Below are 16,502 nucleotides of genomic sequence, written 5' to 3' on the forward strand. Positions count from 1 at the left end.
GAAACGCCCGGTCCCATTCCGAACCCGGAAGCTAAGACCCACAGCGCCGATGGTACTGCATCCGGGAGGGTGTGGGAGAGTAGGTCACCGCCGGACAATTTTTTGATGGTTGAGGGCCCCGCATGGTTGCGGGGCCCTCACCCGTTTAAACCCTCGAACTACTCCCGAAGAGCCTGGAATCTTCCTTCAGCCAGGTGCTCGGATCCCGCCGGCATCGGCGGCGTCGTGGTGAGGCTCACCCCGTTACCGGGCACGATGCGGCCTGTGGAATCGGTTCGGAGAGGTCTCCTGCACTAGAATTGCCTAAGGCGCTGATCGCCTCCCATAACTTTTACATCTCCATTACAGGTACATAGTGACGAGCGACTGCAGTAAATTCCGTTGGTCGGCTCACGACGAGAGGAACTAGCCAGCATGTCAGAGCAGAACAACAGGGACCAGGACCGAAGCGGCGCACCGCGGCGGGATTCCCAGGGTCGCCCGGCCACGAATGACCGCAACGCACCCAAGCGTTGGGAAGACCGCAAGCCGGCAGGCCAGCGTTCAGGATCAAAGGACCGTAAGCCGTTCAGCCGTGATGATCGTCCGGCGCGTGATGGTGAGCGTAAGCCGTTTAGCCGTGACAGCCGTCCTCAGCGTGACAGCCGTCCGGCGCGTGATGGTGAGCGTAAGCCGTTCAGTCGTGATGATCGTCCCGCGCGTGATGGTGAGCGTCGTTCCTTTGGTGACCGTGGTGCTTCTGCTGGTCGTAAGCCGTTCTCGCGTGATGATCGTCCCGCGCGTGATGGTGAGCGTCGTTCCTTTGGTGACCGTGGTGCTTCTGCTGGTCGTAAGCCGTTCAGCCGTGATGACCGCCCGGCGCGTGATGGTGAGCGTAAGCCGTTCAGCCGTGATGACCGCCCGGCGCGTGATGGTGAGCGTAAGCCGTTCTCGCGTGATGACCGTCCGCAGCGTGACAGCCGTCCGGCGCGTGATGGTGAGCGTCGTTCCTTTGGTGACCGCGGGGCTTCCGCTGGTCGTAAGCCGTTCTCGCGTGATGACCGTCCCCAGCGAGATGGTGAGCGTAAGCCGTTCAGCCGTGACAGCCGCCCGGCCCGCGATGGTGACCGTAAGCAGTTCGGTGAGCGTAAGCCGTTTAGTCGTGATGATCGTCCGCAGCGTGACAGCCGTCCGCCCCGCGGCGACCGGCCCGCACAGGGCGCAGACCGTCCGTCCTTCCGTCGTGACGATGCGCCGGCGGCACCGCGCCCCCGCAACGCCAAGGACCTGCGTAGCGCCAACCGGCCCGACCGTGAGCGTTCCCCTGAAATCGATGAGGACGTCACCGGACAGGAGCTGGACAAGGTCACCCGCGCGCAGCTGCGCAACCTCGAAGAGGTCAACGGTGAATGGGTCTCCAAGCACCTGGTCATGGCCGGCCGCCTGATCGACGACGAACCCGAGCTCGCCTTCCAGCACGCCCTGGCTGCAAGCCGCCGCGGCGGCCGCATGGCTGTGGTCCGCGAGGCCGTGGGCCTTACCGCCTACGCTGCCGAGCACTTCGGTGAGGCGCTGCGCGAATTCCGCACCTACCGCCGAATCAGCGGTTCCAACGCCTACCTGCCGATGATGGCCGACTGCGAACGCGGCCTGGGCCACCCGGAACGGGCTTTGGACCTGGTCCGGTCCGAGGACGCCAAGGACCTGGACGTGTCCGGCCAGGTGGACCTCGCCATCGTCGCCTCGGGTGCACGCATGGACATGGGCCAGTTCGAGGCGGCCGTCACCGCGCTGGAGATCCCGCAGCTGGACCGCAACCGGGCCTTCTCCTACAGCCCGCGGCTGTTCCGTGCCTACGCTGACGCGCTGGAGCTGGCCGGCCGCAACGAAGAAGCCGGGCAGTGGCGCAAGCAGGCACTGCGGGCCGACAGCGCCCTGGGCATGGGCGATTTCGCCGAACCGGAAATCTTCGACCTCGCCCCGGAGGAAGAACGCAAGGAACGCCGTTCCGAGCCGCGTGAAGACCGTACCGGTGCGTACTTTGAAGCCGAAGAGAAGCCGGCACAGGACAACTCGACGGTTGATGCCGAGGCCGATGCCCTGCCCAGCGACGAACAGGAAGCCCGCCTGACCGAAGCCGGCGACGTCGACGATGATGAAGATGAAGATGTCGAGGTTATCGTCACCGACCTGGACATGAGCGACGACGACGAGGAAACGCCACGGGAAGACGCCGATGAGTCGGAGCAGCAGCGCCTTGACGGCTGATTCCTCCCTGGTTTCCGGGTACGACGCCGTCTTTTCGGATTTGGACGGCGTTGTCTACGCCGGCCCGCATGCCATACCCGGAGCCGTGGAGGCGCTGGGCAGGCTGGCGGATGCCCAGGTCCAGCTTGCCTACGTCACCAACAACGCGTCCCGCTCTTCGGAAACCGTGGCCGCGCATCTGCGTGACCTCGGCGCGCCGGCCACCGCGGAGAACGTCTTCGGTTCTGCGCAGGCCGGTGCCGAACTGCTCGCTTCCAAGGTCCCGGCCGGTGCCAAGGTCCTGGTGACGGGAAGTGCCACACTGGTTGCCGCCGTCGAGGCCCAGGGACTCACCGTCGTCAACTCTGCCGAGGACGGTCCTGACGCCGTGATCCAGGGGTTCGATCCGTCCCTGGGCTGGAAGGACCTCGCGGAGGCGGCGTTCGCCGTCGGTCGCGGAGCGGTCTGGGTGGCCACCAACACCGACCTGTCCATTCCGCAGGCCCGGGGGATCGCCCCCGGCAATGGCACCCTGGTGGCTGCCGTGGGTGCTGCCACCGGCAAAGTCCCGTTTGTGGCGGGAAAGCCGGAGGCACCGCTGTTTACGACGGCGGCGCGCCACCTGGGCGTGCACCGTCCGCTGGTGGTGGGGGACCGGTTGGACACAGACATCCTCGGCGGCACCAACGCCGGCTTCGACACGGCACTGGTGCTCACCGGCGTCGACACCCCACTAACCGCACTCGCTGCCCGCACCCCGGAGCGGCCGGTCTACCTCATTGAGAACCTTGAGGCGCTGTTCGCACCGTATCCGGTCCCGCTCTCCGACGGCGGGCGGTACCGCTGCGGCGAGGCTGCAGCCTGGGTAGAGGGGTCCGTCATCGTGATCGACGGAGAATCCGACGATCTGGACAGCTGGCGGGCCGCGTGCGCCGCCTGGTGGGCCTCCCACCCGGACGTGGAGTCCGCCCAGGCGCCCGAGATCCGCTGGACTGTCACCGGCCGCGGCTAGGCTTCTCAAGAGAAGCCATACCTACACCACATCCATCAGCAGGAGGAACACCGATGCCTGATTCCCAGCCGGGCTGGCCGGATTCACCGGCGGCCACAGGGGACCCCGCCGTGGATTCCCTGCTGGCGGGCCTCCCGGATCTGGCAAGTACGCCCGTGTCCGGGCATGGTGCAGTTTACGCATCCCTGCATGACGGACTGCTGGCGGAACTGAACAGCGAATCCGGATCCCGTGCCGACGCTTCCTCCGGTGTTCCCCTGCCCGGCGATCCCCGGACCCGGTAGCCATGTCCAGACTCGACCAGGAACTGGTGACCCGCGGTCTTGCGCGCTCCCGCACCCAGGCCGCCAAGCTGATTGCGGCCGGACGCGTCCTGCGCGGCGGCTCGCCTGCAACAAAACCCTCCGCCCCGGTGGCCGCCACAGATTCGTTGGAGGTGCTCGACGACGGGCTTCCGGACTACGTGAGCCGCGCCGGACATAAGCTGGCCGGCGCGTTGGCAGCCTTCCCGGCGGTCCGCCCGCAGGGGCTCCGCTGTCTTGATGCCGGCGCTTCCACCGGAGGGTTCACCGATGTCCTGCTGCGCTCCGGGGCTGCGCATGTGGCCGCCGTGGACGTGGGCCACGACCAGTTGGTGGAACCGTTGCGGAAAGACCCGCGTGTGAGTGTCTACGAGGGCATGAACGTCCGGTACCTGGACCAGCAGGACATCGGCGGCACGGTTGACCTCACCGTCGCTGATTTGTCCTTCATCTCCCTGACCATGGTGGTGGAGGCCCTGGCCCGGGCCACCAGGCCCGGCGGCAGCCTGCTCCTGATGGTGAAACCCCAGTTCGAAGTCGGCCGGGAACGGCTGGACCGCACCGGCGTGGTCACCGATCCCGAACAGCACCGCCTGGCCGTCACCCGTGTCGCAGCGTCAGCCCTGGCCGCAGGACTGGAGATAGCGGGCATTGCACCAAGCCCGTTGCCCGGCCAGAACGGCAACGTGGAGTTCTTTATGTGGTTGCGTGTTCCCGGCCCGGACGGCAGCGAGCGGCAGGAGGGAACGCCGGACGAGGCACTGTTAAGGGTTGCCGCCAGGGTGGTCGCCGAGGCGTTTGAAGGATTCGACGGGTTTGCCGAGCGGGAGCCTGCCATAGAAGACTGACGGGTGGGCGTGCCGCACGCATGGCCCGTAAACGGAAGAGGATGAAGACGCAGATGAGCAGACGGATACTGGTCCTGGCCCACACCGGACGGCGTGATGCCATGACCGCTGCCCAAGAGGCCTGCACGCAGCTTCATTCCTCCGGTCTGGTGCCCGTGATGCGCCGCCGCGACCTGGAGGACATCCAGGCCGAATACGGGGTGCTTGCCGCACCCACCGAGATCCTGGATGAAGACGTGGCCCTGGACCGGGTGGATCTCGGCATGGTCCTGGGCGGCGACGGCACCATTCTGCGGGCCGCCGAACTGGTCCGCGGCACCGCAGTCCCCCTGCTGGGCGTAAACCTGGGACACGTGGGATTCCTCGCCGAAAGCGAACGCGCCGACCTGGCGCAGACCGTGCACTGGGTGGTGGAACGCGCCTACACCGTCGAAGAGCGTATGACCATCGATGTGAAGGTCTGGCACAACAATGAACTGATTGCCCATACCTGGGCATTGAATGAAGCCGCCGTGGAAAAGGCAGACCGGCAGCGGATGCTCGAGGTGGTCATTGAAGTGGACGCCCGGCCCATCAGTTCCTTCGGCTGCGACGGCGTTGTCCTGGCCACACCCACCGGATCCACCGCCTACGCGTTTTCCGCCGGCGGCCCCGTAGTCTGGCCGGAGGTCGAGGCCCTGCTGCTGGCACCGATCAGCGCCCATGCACTCTTCGCCAAGCCCCTCGTCGTGGCACCGGCATCTGTCCTGGCCGTGGAAATCCTTACCCGCACCGACGCCTGTGGTGTGCTGTGGTGCGACGGACGGCGCAGCGTGGATCTGCCACCGGGATCCCGGGTGGAAGTCACCCGGTCCAAAACCCCCGTCCGGCTCGCCCGGACCCACAAAACACCGTTCTCGGAACGCCTGGTCCGCAAGTTCCAGCTGCCCACCCACGGGTGGCGGGGACCGGTCTCGGGCCCGGTGCCCGGCATGCAGCTCAGCCCGGCACCCGGCCGCGAAGCCGACCGTGCCGGCGGCAGCGTGCCCGATCCCGGAGTTCGATCACCGGCCCTGCCGAAAAGCGGCAGCCACACAGGCGCGACGGCCGCGGACAATGCAGGTTCTGACAGTGGAGGCTTCGCCGAATGATTGAGGAAATCCGGATCAGGGACCTCGGTGTCATCACCGACGCCACGCTGGAACTCGGGCCGGGCTTTACCGTGGTCACCGGCGAAACCGGTGCCGGCAAAACCATGGTCATCACCGCACTCGGACTGCTGCTGGGCGCCCGGTCGGACGCCGGCGCGGTCCGCATCGGTGCCAAGTCCGCCGTCGCCGAGGCCCTGGTCCATGTGGACCCGGACAGTCCCGCCGCGGTGCGCGCCGCCGAGGCCGGCGCCGAACTCGAAGCCTACGACGGCGCCGCCGAACTTACGCTGGTCCGTACCGTAAACGCGGACGGCCGCAGCCGTGCCCATGTGGGCGGGCGCTCCGCTCCGGTGGGTGTGCTGGCCGAGGTGGGGGAGCACCTGGTGGTGGTCCACGGCCAGACGGACCAGCTGCGGCTCAAGAGCGCCGCCGCGCAGCGGGAGGCGCTGGACAAGTATGCCGGTGCCCCGTTGGCCGCAGAGCTCGGCGCCTACCAGGAGGACTACGCGCGCTGGCGGGCGGCAGCCAAGGAGCTGGCCGAACTGCGCGACCAGGCACGGGACCGGCTGCGCGAAGCGGAGTACCTCACCGCTGCGCTGGAGGAAATCGAAGCCGTGGACCCGCAGCCGGGGGAGGACGACTCCCTCAAGGCGGAAGCCATGCGGCTGAGCAACCTGGAAGAGCTGCGCACTGCCGCCATGGGTGCACATGCCGCGCTCATCGCCGACGACTTCTCAGACGGGGGCGATGCCACCTCCCTGGTGGACGCCGCCAAGCGCCAGCTTGAATCCGCCGGAGAGCATGACCCGGCCCTCGCCGACGCCGGCCAGCGCCTGGCCGAAGTGGGCTACATCCTGGCCGACATCGCCACCGAACTGGCCAGTTACGGCGCCTCCCTCGACTCGGAGGGCCCCGAACGGCTGGCCGAAGTTGAATCCCGCCGTGCGGACCTGGCCGGACTCGTCCGAAAGTATGCCCCCTCCATTGACGGCGTGCTGGAATGGAGCGGCGAAAGCGCCAAGCGGTTGGCCGAGCTCAGCTCCGATGACACCCGGATCGAGGCGCTCGAAGCGGAAATTGAAACCCTCGCCGGGAACCTGGCCAGCCGCGGGGAGGCCCTGACCAAGCTGCGGACCGAAGCTGCGGCAGAGCTGGCCCGGCGGGTCAGCGACGAACTGACCGCACTGGCCATGAAGGACGCCAACCTCGTGATCGAGGTGGAACCGGCCGGCGAGCCGGGACCGTACGGCGCCGACACCATTGCCTTCCTGCTCGCCCCGCACCCCGGGGCCCCGGCACGCCCCCTCGGCAAGGGTGCTTCCGGCGGCGAACTGTCCCGCGTGATGCTGGCCATCGAAGTGGTCCTCGCTGCCGTGGACCCCGTGCCCACGTTCATCTTCGACGAAGTGGACGCCGGCGTCGGCGGCAAGGCCGCCGTCGAGATCGGCCGCCGGCTGGCCATGCTGGCCCGGCATGTGCAGGTGATCGTGGTGACCCACCTGCCGCAGGTGGCCGCGTTCGCCAACCACCACGTCCGTGTGATTAAGACCTCCACCTCGACGGATGACGGTTCCGGCGTCACTGCCAGCGACGTGCGCGTGCTTGGCCAGGAGGACCGGATCAAGGAACTGGCCCGCATGCTTGCGGGGCAGGAAGACTCGGCCACGGCGCGGGCGCACGCGGAAGAGCTGCTGGAAGCGGCGGGGCACTCGCAGTGATACCGCCCCGAAAGGAAGAGCGAACTACGATGGCATACAGAACGAACACAAGCGCAGGACAAACTCGAAACAACAAAAGGTGATAGGCTCGAACTCCGTGGTGCAGCGATCAAATTCCAGGTTTCCCAAGTCGTCTTCTACGACCAAACACATCTTCGTCACCGGTGGCGTGGCGTCCTCACTCGGTAAGGGACTGACAGCGTCAAGTCTCGGCCATCTGTTGAGGTCGCGCGGCATTGCAGTGACCATGCAGAAGCTCGATCCGTATCTGAACGTGGATCCGGGCACAATGAATCCCTTCCAGCACGGCGAAGTCTTCGTCACCGACGACGGTGCCGAGACCGACCTCGACATCGGACACTACGAGCGGTTCCTCGACGAGAGCCTCGACGGCTCCGCCAACGTGACGACGGGCCAGGTCTACTCCACCGTCATCGCCAAGGAGCGCCGCGGTGAGTACCTCGGCGACACGGTCCAGGTCATCCCGCACATCACCGACGAGATCAAGCGCCGGATGCGCCTGCCCTCCGAGGCGAAGAAGACCCCCGACGTCATCATCACCGAAATCGGCGGCACGGTGGGCGACATCGAGTCGCAGCCGTTCCTCGAAGCGGCCCGCCAGGTCCGCCAGGACATCGGCCGCAGCAACGTCTTCTTCCTGCACGTCTCCCTTGTGCCGTACATCGGCCCGTCCCAGGAACTGAAGACCAAGCCGACCCAGCACTCCGTGGCGGCGCTGCGCTCCATCGGCATCCAGCCGGACGCCATCGTCATCCGCTCGGACCGCCCGGTGCCGGACGCCATGCGCAGCAAGATCGGCCGCATGTGCGACGTCGACGTGGACGCCGTGATTGGCTGCCCGGACGCCCCGAGCATCTACGACATCCCCAAGACCCTTCACTCGCAGGGCCTGGACGCGTACATCGTCCAGCACCTGGACCTGAAGTTCAAGGACGTCAACTGGACCAAGTGGGACCGCCTGCTTGAAGCCGTGCACAACCCCAAGCACCACGTGGACATTGCCCTGGTGGGCAAGTACGTGGACCTGCCCGACGCCTACCTGTCCGTGACCGAGGCGCTGCGCGCCGGCGGTTTCGCGAACAAGGCCAAGGTCAACATCCGCTGGGTTCCCTCCGACGACTGCGACACCCCCGAAGGTGCGGCCAAGGCCCTGGCCGGCGCCGATGCCATCTGCGTGCCCGGCGGCTTCGGCATCCGCGGCCTCGAGGGCAAGCTCGGCGCCCTGACCTATGCCCGGGAGAACAAGCTCCCGACGCTGGGCCTGTGCCTTGGCCTGCAGTGCATGGTCATCGAATACGCCCGCAACGTGGTGGGCCTTGAAGGTGCCTCGTCCTCCGAGTTCGAACCGGATACCCAGTACCCGGTTATCGCCACCATGGCCGAGCAGAAGGACATTGTTGCCGGCGGCGGCGACATGGGCGGCACCATGCGCCTGGGTCTGTGGGACGCCAAGCTGGAGCCGGAATCCGTGGTTGCCAAGACCTACGGCAAGACGGAGGTGGCCGAGCGCCACCGCCACCGCTACGAGGTCAACAACCAGTACCGCGACCAGATTGCCGACGCCGGCCTGGTGTTCTCCGGAACCACCACCGACGGCGGCCTGGTGGAGTTCGTCGAGCTTCCTGCCGATGTGCACCCGTACTACGTCTCCACGCAGGCACACCCGGAGCTCAGCTCCCGCCCGACGCGTCCGCACCCGCTCTTCGCCGGACTCGTCAAGGCTGCCCTGGCCCACCAGAACGGCAAGGCCTAGCCATGGCGCCGGGGTTCGCCGACGCACAAAGCCCGCGCCCGCTGCTGGAATCGGAGACGGTGTACAGCGGCCCGGTGTGGGACGTGGTCAAGGAGAAATTCACCCTGACCGACGACGGCGAACCCCTGGTCCGTGACTACATCACGCACCCCGGCGCGGTGGCCATCCTGGCCATGAACGACGCGGGACAGGTGCTCCTGATCAACCAGTACCGGCACCCGGTCCGGATGACCCTGTGGGAAATCCCGGCCGGACTGCTGGATGTGGACGGCGAAGACTTCCAGGTGGGCGCCGCCCGCGAACTTGCAGAGGAAGCGGACCTGGTGGCCGCCGACTGGCACGTGCTCACCGATCTGTTCCTCTCACCCGGTTCCTCCCGTGAAGCCCTGCGCATCTACCTGGCGCGGGGCATCACCGAGGTGCCCGAGGAGCAGCGGCACACCCGGACCCACGAAGAAGCCGAGATCACCACGGCGTGGGTGGAATTGGACGAGGCCGTGCAGGCTGCCCTGCAGGGGAGGATGCACAGCCCCTCCGCTGTGGCCGCCGTCCTGGCCGCCGCCGTCGCCCGCGGCAACGGTTACCGGGACCTGCGCCCGGCCGATGCGCCCTGGCCCGAACACCACTCGCAACACTCCACCTGGGCCAACGGCCCGGTGCGCTAGCCGGAACCTGCCATGCCCAGCGCTGACGCTTCCGCGCAGAACAGCAACGACACCATCGCCCTGGACCTTCGCGGCACCCTGAACCCCACCCTGAAACTGGACCTCGAATCCGAGGCGGCCCGCCGGCTGCGCGACGCCGACCTGGCCGAACTGGACCGCACGGGCAGTTCCGCCGCCCGGGCCGACTCCGGCTTGCCGGACGCCGCCATGCCTGCGGCCGTACCGACACCGGCGGCAGCACCGGCCGCGGCACCGCCGGCCAAAGCTGCACCCAAGGCACCCGCCCGTTCACGTGCCGCCACGGCCCGCTCGGCCGCCGAGGAGCTCCGGTCCACCCCAGCCGGGCGGGCCATCGGCACCTATCTGCAGCACATGGCCGTGGAACGCGGTCTGGCGGTCAACACCCTGGACGCCTACCGCCGCGACCTGCTGCGGTACGCCCGCTTCCTCAGCGCCCGGGGAGTGGAAGACATCTCCCGGATCACGCGCCATGACGTCACGGCCTTCGCCCAGTCCATCTCGGAAGGTTCTGACGGCGCCTCGGCCCTGAGTGTCCGCTCGGCTGCCCGGACCATTGTGGCGGTGCGCGGCCTGCACCGCTTCTGGGCCCTGGAGGGGATGACTGCCGCCGATCCGGCGTCGGACGTCCACCCGCCCATGCCGGGCAAGCGGCTGCCCAAGGCGATCAGTGTCAGCGAGGTGACCCGGATCCTCGAAGCGGTGTCGCTGGATACCCCCTCGGGGTTGCGTGACCGGGCCCTGCTGGAATTCCTGTACTCCACCGGAGCGCGCATCAGCGAAGCCGTGGGCCTGGACGTGGACGACCTGTCCCTGGAGCGCATCCCCGCGAAGGGCCCGGACGTGGTGCGGCTTTTCGGCAAGGGTTCCAAGGAGCGCCTGGTCCCGCTGGGGTCCTACGCCGCCCGGGCGCTGGATGACTACCTGGTGCGCGGCCGTCCCGCGGCGTCGGCCAAGGGCAAGGGCACACCGGCCCTGTTCCTGAACGCCCGCGGCGGCAGGCTCTCCCGCCAGAGCGCCTGGACCATCCTGAAAAACGCCGCCGAAAAGGCGAACATCGGCCGCGACGTGTCCCCGCACACACTCCGGCATTCCTTCGCCACCCACCTGCTGGAGGGCGGTGCCGATGTCCGGGTGGTCCAGGAGCTCCTCGGCCATGCCTCGGTGACCACCACACAGGTCTACACCCTCGTCACGGCGGAAACGCTGCGGGAGGTCTACGCCGCAGCACACCCGCGGGCGCTCTGATGGAGTCCCTGGGGGAGCCGGCAGCCTTCCGGGCGTCCCCTGTGGTCCTGTGCTTCCTCTTCCGGGACGCACCGGACGGGCCGCGGGTGCTTATGGGATTAAAGAAGACCGGCTTCGGCCTGGGCCGGGTGGTCACCCTCGGCGGGCACATCGAAGCGGGGGAGACACCCGAGCAGGCCGCGGTCCGCGAGGTGGAGGAAGAATCCGGGGTGCACGTCCGGGAGCCGGACCTGGAGCGGGCCGGCACCATCGAATGGATTTTCCCGGCCCAGCCCGGGCTGGACATGTCCACGGTGCTGTTCCGGGCGCACCGCTGGGACGGCGACCCGGTGGAGACCAACGAGATCCTCCCGGCCTGGTATCCCGCCGGGGAGATGCCCTACGCCCGGATGTGGCCGGATTCAGCCCTCTGGATGCCCCGACTGCTGGCCGGGGAGTATTTCGACGCGGAAGTCACCATCGCCCACGACAACGTCAACGTGGCAAGCATCGTTTTTTCCTGAACCAGGCGGCCGCCCCAAACGGAAGTCCCAACGCGGCAACGCGGCCGGAAGGAGGGCGGTGCCGGTTGCATGGGCGTGGCGGTACATGGCCCGGCATTCTCCGGCACTCCATCCCTCGTACCGGTAGTCGGACCACAGGCGCCGGACCTCCCCGCCGTTGAGGAAGCTTATTGCTCCCGCTGCAACGGCAGGAATGAACCCGAACACCATCCCGACCTTGAAACCGTCCCAGGCCATGGACTCCCGAGTCGGTTCAAACTCCGGATCGAACGGGTACACAGCCTTGAGGACCAGCCCGAAAACCATCCCCACGGGACCTGTGCACAGGAAGAAGACCAGGCTGAAAAACAGCGTATGTGCGGGCCAGGTCCAGAACATCGGCGGTGCCTTGTGGATCAGGAGTTCCTCACGGTACGCCGGCGTGGGGTATTCCTTGGTCATGGTCCCTCGTTTCCCGCCATATGGCCCGGTGAATAGCCGAAGCGATCAGGATCGATGCTGCGCCGCGCCAAGACGCAGAGGAGGCCCCGAGGGTCCCGGATAAGGCGGCTTTAATATTCCCTGCGAGCTCTGCGAGCAGGGAATTTCGTTGCCGCCGTTCCGGGGCCCCCGGAGGTGCCGGGCCCCACGAGGCCTCACCCAGCGCTAACCGACTACGGCAGGTGCCGCTCCTCCGGACCGTTGTACTCACTCAGCGGACGGATCAGGGAGTTGGCTTCGAGCTGCTCCATGATGTGCGCCGTCCAGCCCGTGATCCGGGCCGCAACGAACAGCGGCGTGAAGGTGGGCGTGTCAAAGCCCATCAGGTGGTAGACCGGGCCGGCCGGGTAATCCAGGTTCGGCAGGATGTTCTTGCGCTCACCCATGGCCGATTCCAGGGCGGTGTACAGCTCGCCCAGGTCCGGACGGTCGTAGTGCTTGACCATGTTGTCCAGGGAGGCCTTCATGGTCGGCACCCGGGAGTCGCCGTTCTTGTAGACCCGGTGGCCGAAGCCCATGATTTTCTTCTTCTCTTCCAGCGCCTCGTCCAGCCAGGCGGCAGCATGCGCTGCGACGTCGCCGTCGGACGCGCTTTCGGTGATCTCCTGGAAGGTGTGCATAACGGCTTCGTTGGCCCCGCCGTGCAGCGGGCCCTTCAGCGCGCCGATGGCGCCGGTAACCGCCGAATGCAGGTCCGAAAGCGTGGACGTGATGACCCGGCCCGTGAAGGTGGAGGCGTTGAACGAATGCTCCGCGTACAGGATCATCGAGACGTTGAACGCCTCGACCACCTCGGGTGCGGCTTCCTCGCCGAAGGTCATCCAGAGGAAGTTGGCGGAGTAGCCGAGGTCATCGCGCGGTTCCACCACGTCCTGGCCGCGGCGGCGGCGCTGGTCATAGGCGACGACGGCGGGCATCGCGGCGAACAGGCCCACGGCCTTGTCCATGTTGGCCTGCACCGAGGAATCCTCGGCCAGCTCGTGCGAGGCTCCCAGGACGGACGCCGCGGTGCGGCAGACATCCATGGGGTGGCAGGTGAGCGGCAGGGCGTCGATCACGGCCTTCAGCTCCGGCGTCAGGGCGCGCTGCGCGCGTTCCCCGGCGATGAACTCGGCCAGCTCCGCCTCGGTGGGAAGCTCGCCGTTCCAGAGCAGGTAGGCCACCTCTTCGAAGCTGCACCGTGCGGCGAGTTCCTGCACCGGGTAGCCGCGGTAGAGCAGTGAGTTGGTTTCCGGGTTGACCTTGGAAATGCGGGTGGTGTCTACGAGTACCCCCGCCAGGCCCTTGTGGATCTGGGGATCTGTCATTGCTGCTGACTCCTTCGTCGTGCGGTAAATGCCTGGCCGGTCCTAGCGGGTGCCCGGAACCTGGAAATTGAAAACGGACGTGTCGAAGTGGTTGTACGCCTCATAATCCACCAGATCGTACAAACGCGCACGTGTGAGCATATTGGGTACGTCGGTCTCCTGCGTGCCGTGCGCCTTGATGGTTTCCAGTGTCCGCTCGGCGGCACCCATGGCGCTGCGCAGCAGGGTGACCGGGTAGATCACCATGTTGACGCCCACCGAGGAGAGCTCGTCGTAGGTGAACAGGTCGCTCTTGCCGAACTCGGTCATGTTGGCCAGGATCGGGACGTCGACGGCGGCGCGGATGGCGGCGAATTCCTCCAGCGACTTCATCGCTTCGGGGAAGATGGCGTCGGCCCCGGCATCCACCAGGGCCCGTGCGCGGTCCTGCGCGGCTTCCAGGCCGTCCACGGCGCGGATGTCCGTGCGGGCCATGATCAGGAAGTTCGGGTCGCGGCGGGCATCCGCGGCCGCACGGATGCGCTTGACCGCAGTTTCGGTGTCCACCACGTTCTTGCCGTCCAGGTGGCCGCAGCGCTTGGGGTTGAACTGGTCCTCAATGTGGCAGCCGGCCAGTCCGGCGTTTTCAAGTTCCTGGATAGTGCGTGCCACGTTCATCGGCTCGCCGAAGCCGGTGTCCGCGTCGACGATGGCCGGCAGGTCCGTCATCCGGGCAATCTGCCCCGCGCGGGTGGCCACCTCGGTGAGGGTGGTCAGCCCGATGTCCGGCAGGCCCAGGTCATTGGCCAGGACGGCACCGGAGATGTAGACGCCGTGGAAGCCCTTTTCCTCGATCAGGCGGGCCGACAGCGGGTTGAAGGCGCCCGGGAACTGCTGCAGGGTGCCGGAGGCCAGTCCTTCGCGGAAGGCAACCCGCTTGGCTTCGGGGGTAACGGAGGAGTACAGCATTTAGAAGAGTCCCTTCGGTGCGGCGGCCGGGTCGATGACGCCGTCCGCGGCGGTGATGTTCAGCTGGTCCAGCTCGCCGGCGGCCAGTTCGGGCAGACGCTGGACCGTGGCCAGGAAGCGCTCGATCTCCTCGGCGGAGACCAGGCCTTCGGCCAGGGTGCGGAACTTGGTGATGTACTGTTCCCGGCTGAACGGCTTGGCGCCCAGCGGGTGGGCATCTGCCACGGCAATTTCGTCGGTGATGACGGTGCCGTCGGTGAGCACAATGGTCACCTTGCCGCCGAAGGCCTTTTCGCTGATGTCCAGCGAGTGGTAGCGGCGGGTCCATTCCGGGTCCTCCACGGTGGTGACCTTGTGCCACAGTTCCACCGTGTCCGGGCGGGCGGCCCGCTCGGGGGCGTAGGAGTCTACATGGTGCCAGGCGCCGTCCTGCAGGGCCACCGTGAAGATGTACGGGATGGAGTGGTCCAGGGTTTCGCGCGAAGCGGTGGGATCGTACTTCTGCGGATCATTGGCGCCGGAGCCGATCACGTAGTGGGTGTGGTGCGAGGTGGCGATCAGGACGCTTTCCACGTTGGCCGGATCGGCGGCCTCCGGGTGCTCGCCGTGGATCTTGCGGGCCAGGTCGATCCAGGCCTGCGCCTGGTACTCGGCCGAGTGCTCCTTGGTGTAGGTGTCCAGGATGGCGCGCTTGGCTTCGCCGTCTGCGGGCAGCGGCACCTCGTAGGCGGCGTCAGGGCCGTCCAGCAGCCAGGCGATGACGCCGTCTTCGCCTTCGTAGATGGGGGTCGGGGAGGTCTGGCCGCGCATGGCCCGGTCCACGGCCTCCACGGCCATCTTGCCGGCGAACGCCGGGGCGTGGGCCTTCCAGGTGGAGATCTCGCCCTTGCGGGACTGGCGGGTGGCGGTGGTGGTGTGCAGGGCCTGGCCGACGGCCTGGAAGATGGTGTCGACGTCGAGCCCCAGCAGGGTGCCGATGCCGGCGGCTGCGGACGGGCCCAGGTGGGCCACATGGTCGATCTTGTGTTTGTGCAGGCAGATGGCCTTGGCCAGGTTCACCTGGATTTCGTAGCCGGTGGCGATGCCGCGGATGAGGTCCTTGCCGGATGCACCGGTGTGCTGGGCAACGGCAAGGACCGGCGGGATGTTGTCGCCGGGGTGGGAGTACTCCGCCGCCAGGAACGTGTCGTGGTAGTCGAGTTCGCGGACGGCCACGCCATTGGCCCAGGCCGCCCATTCGGGGCTGCTCTTGGCCAGCACGCCGAAGACGGAGGCGCCCTTGCCGTGTGCGGACGGGGAGAAGGAGAGGGCCTGCGCGCGGGCGGCCACAATGGGCCCGCGGTTCAGGGAGGCGACGGCCACGGAGGCGTTGTCGATGATGCGGTTGATGACCATGTCCGTGACGTCGTCGGTGACGTCCACGGGATCGGCGGCTACCTTGGCGATCTTGTAAGCCAGCTGGTCCTCGCGGGCCAGCTTCTCGTCGCTGCGGTAGACGCGCACTTTATGCAGGTTCACTGTTTGTCCTTATCTCAGGGATGGTGACCATCTCAGGGGTGGTGATCCGAGCGGATCGGAGGTGATCCGGGCGGATCGGAGGTGTTCAAGGCTTTTGTGCAGGTGGACGGCGACGGCGGCGCCGGCCAGGTCGGGGTTGCCGGAGGCCACGGCATCGGCAATGGTGGCGTGCTCTCCGGCGGTTTCGAGCAGCCGCTGCGGGTTGTCCTTGGCCAGCCGGCGCACCCGCGCCAGATGCAGCCGGACATTTCCCAGCGCCTGCGCCAGGTAGGTGTTAGCGGCAGCGGCATCGATGGCGGCATCAAGTTCGGCCACCAGGGCGTAGTACCCGGTGCGGTCGCCGTTCGCGGACCCGATCAGTTCACCGGCGGCACGGAAGCGGCCGGCCAGCGACTCGAAGACCGGTGCCGGCCCGCGCACCGCGGCGAGCGCCGCTGCCTTGCATTCCAGTGCCTGGCGGAGTTCGAAGAGTTCGGCCACGGTGTCCAGCGATATTCCGGTGACGACGACGCCGCGGCCGCTGTGCGGGGCCGCGAGTCCGTCGGCCGTGAGGCGGCTCAGGGCTTCGCGCAGCGGCGTCCGGGAAATCCCGAGTCGGGCGGATTGCTCCACCTCGCCCAAGACCGTGCCGGGCGGCAGCTGCCAGTCCACAATGTCCTGCCGCAAGGTGGCGTACGCGCGGTCGCTTGCCCGCATAATCCGCCTCCTTGCGTCTGATAGCTGCGTCACGTTTCCCCAAGTGTATACACGAGATGCGGATAACACGTATCCGTGGGCACAATCACCCCTTCTTCTCGGGCCCTTG

15 protein-coding genes and 1 rRNA gene are annotated in these 16,502 nt (G+C 67.3%); 11 read left to right on the forward strand and 5 right to left on the reverse strand.

Annotation, left to right across the window (positions count from 1 at the left end):
* Positions 1 to 96, forward strand: a 5S ribosomal RNA gene (gene rrf / locus AC5RUF_RS12020); the annotation flags it as partial.
* 453 nt (positions 97 to 549) lie between these two features.
* Here the strand turns inward: rrf and AC5RUF_RS12025 are convergent.
* Entirely contained in the window at positions 550 to 1,458 is a 909-nt protein-coding gene (locus AC5RUF_RS12025; protein ID WP_494130723.1) for a hypothetical protein, read from the reverse strand.
* Between AC5RUF_RS12025 and AC5RUF_RS12030 the strand changes: the two genes are divergently transcribed.
* From AC5RUF_RS12030 to AC5RUF_RS12075, 10 genes are all read left to right on the forward strand, one after another.
* The gene (locus AC5RUF_RS12030) at positions 1,411 to 2,247 is read left to right on the forward strand and encodes a hypothetical protein (protein WP_494130724.1); all 837 of its coding nucleotides are present in this window, start codon (positions 1,411 to 1,413) and stop codon (positions 2,245 to 2,247) included. The two genes, AC5RUF_RS12025 and AC5RUF_RS12030, sit on opposite strands and share 48 nt — an antisense overlap.
* On the forward strand, positions 2,216 to 3,238 hold the full coding sequence (locus AC5RUF_RS12035; RefSeq protein WP_494130725.1) for an HAD-IIA family hydrolase: 1,023 nt from the start codon (positions 2,216 to 2,218) through the stop codon (positions 3,236 to 3,238). Before AC5RUF_RS12030 ends, AC5RUF_RS12035 begins: the two co-directional genes overlap by 32 nt.
* A gap of 53 nt (positions 3,239 to 3,291) precedes the next feature.
* Positions 3,292 to 3,522 (forward strand): hypothetical protein, encoded by a 231-nt coding sequence (locus tag AC5RUF_RS12040; RefSeq protein ID WP_493997373.1) that lies wholly within the window; start codon positions 3,292 to 3,294, stop codon positions 3,520 to 3,522.
* A 2-nt stretch (positions 3,523 to 3,524) separates the two neighbouring features.
* Positions 3,525 to 4,388, forward strand: a complete 864-nt coding sequence (locus tag AC5RUF_RS12045; RefSeq protein WP_494130726.1) for a TlyA family RNA methyltransferase — start codon at positions 3,525 to 3,527, stop codon at positions 4,386 to 4,388.
* 53 nt (positions 4,389 to 4,441) lie between these two features.
* Complete coding sequence (locus tag AC5RUF_RS12050) at positions 4,442 to 5,518, forward strand: NAD kinase (RefSeq protein WP_494130727.1); 1,077 nt, start codon at positions 4,442 to 4,444, stop codon at positions 5,516 to 5,518.
* The gene (recN, locus tag AC5RUF_RS12055) at positions 5,515 to 7,236 is read left to right on the forward strand and encodes a DNA repair protein RecN (protein ID WP_494130728.1); all 1,722 of its coding nucleotides are present in this window, start codon (positions 5,515 to 5,517) and stop codon (positions 7,234 to 7,236) included. Before AC5RUF_RS12050 ends, recN begins: the two co-directional genes overlap by 4 nt.
* Positions 7,237 to 7,315: 79 nt before the next feature.
* Positions 7,316 to 9,010 (forward strand): CTP synthase, encoded by a 1,695-nt coding sequence (gene pyrG / locus AC5RUF_RS12060; RefSeq protein WP_493997924.1) that lies wholly within the window; start codon positions 7,316 to 7,318, stop codon positions 9,008 to 9,010.
* A gap of 2 nt (positions 9,011 to 9,012) precedes the next feature.
* Complete coding sequence (locus tag AC5RUF_RS12065; protein WP_494130729.1) at positions 9,013 to 9,675, forward strand: NUDIX domain-containing protein; 663 nt, start codon at positions 9,013 to 9,015, stop codon at positions 9,673 to 9,675.
* 207 nt (positions 9,676 to 9,882) lie between these two features.
* Positions 9,883 to 10,941, forward strand: a complete 1,059-nt coding sequence (xerD, locus tag AC5RUF_RS12070; RefSeq protein WP_494130754.1) for a site-specific tyrosine recombinase XerD — start codon at positions 9,883 to 9,885, stop codon at positions 10,939 to 10,941.
* Entirely contained in the window at positions 10,941 to 11,444 is a 504-nt protein-coding gene (locus AC5RUF_RS12075) for an 8-oxo-dGTP diphosphatase (RefSeq protein WP_494130730.1), read from the forward strand. The genes xerD and AC5RUF_RS12075 overlap by 1 nt, the downstream gene beginning before the upstream one ends.
* A gap of 653 nt (positions 11,445 to 12,097) precedes the next feature.
* Here AC5RUF_RS12075 and AC5RUF_RS12080 read toward each other — a convergent pair.
* Genes AC5RUF_RS12080 through AC5RUF_RS12095 form a run of 4 tightly spaced genes read right to left on the reverse strand, consistent with a single transcriptional unit; the run spans position 12,098 to position 16,393 of the window.
* Positions 12,098 to 13,231: a bifunctional 2-methylcitrate synthase/citrate synthase gene (locus AC5RUF_RS12080; RefSeq protein WP_494130731.1), complete on the reverse strand. Its 1,134-nt coding sequence runs from the start codon at positions 13,229 to 13,231 to the stop codon at positions 12,098 to 12,100.
* Positions 13,232 to 13,273: 42 nt separating this feature from the next.
* Positions 13,274 to 14,179, reverse strand: coding sequence for a methylisocitrate lyase (gene prpB / locus AC5RUF_RS12085; RefSeq protein WP_494130732.1), 906 nt, complete (start codon positions 14,177 to 14,179; stop codon positions 13,274 to 13,276).
* Entirely contained in the window at positions 14,180 to 15,697 is a 1,518-nt protein-coding gene (locus AC5RUF_RS12090; protein ID WP_494130733.1) for an MmgE/PrpD family protein, read from the reverse strand.
* A 9-nt stretch (positions 15,698 to 15,706) separates the two neighbouring features.
* Positions 15,707 to 16,393: a GntR family transcriptional regulator gene (locus AC5RUF_RS12095; protein WP_494130734.1), complete on the reverse strand. Its 687-nt coding sequence runs from the start codon at positions 16,391 to 16,393 to the stop codon at positions 15,707 to 15,709.
* Between the last annotated feature and the right edge of the window lie 109 nt (positions 16,394 to 16,502).

Source organism: Arthrobacter sp. Y3224198 (genome assembly GCF_059090025.1).